This is a genomic window from Acinetobacter lactucae, from assembly GCF_013344765.1.
GTDB lineage: Bacteria > Pseudomonadota > Gammaproteobacteria > Pseudomonadales > Moraxellaceae > Acinetobacter > Acinetobacter lactucae_A.
Window position 1 is genome coordinate 1 of the sequence record NZ_JABVBF010000306.1, and the last position, 1,639, is coordinate 1,639.

Here is a 1,639-nt window from a genome sequence, read left to right on the forward strand (position 1 = left end):
GTTTTAGGATTCAGTAATGATGCAAATAGGCCTTGATAAAACAGTTTAGATTTACTTACAGCTTGATTGTTTTGTTGATTGCTTATTAACTCTTGTGTTGGAAGCTTTTTGGTGAAGTTTTTATATCCTAAATACATTAAATAAAACGCACCAACAAACTTTAAACCGGTAAAAATAGTAGGATTACTGGTAATAATAAGTCCCACACCACTAGCGGAAATTACCGCAATCACAAACATACCAATAATTAAACCACTTATTCCAAATAAAGCAGTTTTAACACCATAGTTAATTGAATTTGTGACAGTAAATAATACTCCCGGTCCTGGGCTTAGTAGGGTAAGAAATGCAATTGTTATAAATACTAAAAGACCGCTCACGCTGATATATCCTATTTATCAATTGAAGCAAGATTGTGTGGTTACTTTAAATGAGAAAATAATCGATGTATACAAAAGGTTATGTATATTTAAGTCTTAAATAGATTAAATATTTAAAATATCGGTTTATATAAAATAAATAGGGTAGATAAAACTATAAAAGTGAAAGCAACATAAAAACACAACGTTAAAAATTGAGCATGTTAGTATGCTAAGTCTATATCTCAAGAAATCTACAGTATGACGAAAAATGAACGGCAGTTTAAATCTGGCGAATTTCAATTTTCCTTTTTATCGTTTAAATATTGGGGTATATGGTTTTTAGCTTTTATTCTGATGTTATTCGCTATGTTACCTTGGGCTATTCAATGGCGCCTCGCGGACCTTCTATCAAAAATAGCTTGGAAATCTTTAAGTTCAAGACGCAAAACAACACTACGTAATTTACAAGCATGTTTTCCTGAAAAAACGCCGCTACAAATTGAAGTAAAAGCCAAGCAGGTTTTTGTCGACACTTTAACAGGAGTATTTGAAGCATTAAATGCTTGGTATTGTCCAAACTGGTTTAAAAGCCGTGTTCACATAGATGGTTTAGAAAATTTAACCAATAATCAGGAAAATGGCGTACTTTTATTAGGTACCCACAGTACGCTTTTAGATGCAGGTGGAGCAGCCTGTACCTTATTTTTTAATATGGACGTAGTTTACCGACCACAAAATAATCCATTTTTAGATTTTCTGATTCATCGCAGTCGTGCGAGAGTATATAAAAACCAGATTGCTCGAGATAACATGCGTGGACTCATCCAAAATCTTAAACATGGTCATGCAATATGGTATAGCCCAGATCAGGACTTTGGCTTGAAACAAGGGGTCATGGCATCATTTTTCGGTATTCAAGCTGCTACTGTTACAGCTCATCGCAGACTGATGGATATCTCAAAAGCCGCAGCAGTCCCTTTATATTTTTATCGAAGTGGTGATATTCGTAATCCTCAATATCATGTGTTGGTAGAGCCCAAGCTAGAAGACTTCCCGAGTGGCTGTGAAGTCAGTGATGCGGAAAGGGTAAACAAGATTATTGAGAATCAGATTCGTATTGCCCCTACACAATACATGTGGTTTCATCGACGCTTTAAGACACGTCCTGCTGGTGAACAAAAGTTTTATTAAGGATAATGAGATATAGATTTTGTTGCTTTAATTATGTTGAATATCGATTGCAAATGATTTGGAAGCGTGTATTATCGAGCATAACT

The 1,639-nt window shown here is 34.8% G+C and carries 2 protein-coding genes; one reads left to right on the forward strand and one right to left on the reverse strand.

The window, feature by feature from the left end; genetic code table 11:
• A partial coding sequence (locus HUN22_RS16900; RefSeq protein ID WP_174731816.1) for a LysE family translocator occupies positions 1–380 on the reverse strand: 380 nt, incomplete at its 3' end.
• Positions 381–620: 240 nt separating this feature from the next.
• Here HUN22_RS16900 and HUN22_RS16905 point away from each other — a divergent pair.
• Entirely contained in the window at positions 621–1,553 is a 933-nt protein-coding gene (locus tag HUN22_RS16905) for an LpxL/LpxP family acyltransferase (protein ID WP_174731820.1), read from the forward strand.
• Positions 1,554–1,639: the final 86 nt, after the last annotated feature.

Excerpts from the sequence above, each read along its gene's own strand:
- HUN22_RS16905 (WP_174731820.1), top strand. The coding sequence starts at position 621 with ATGACGAAAAATGAACGGCAGTTTAAATCTGGCGAATTTCAATTTTCC.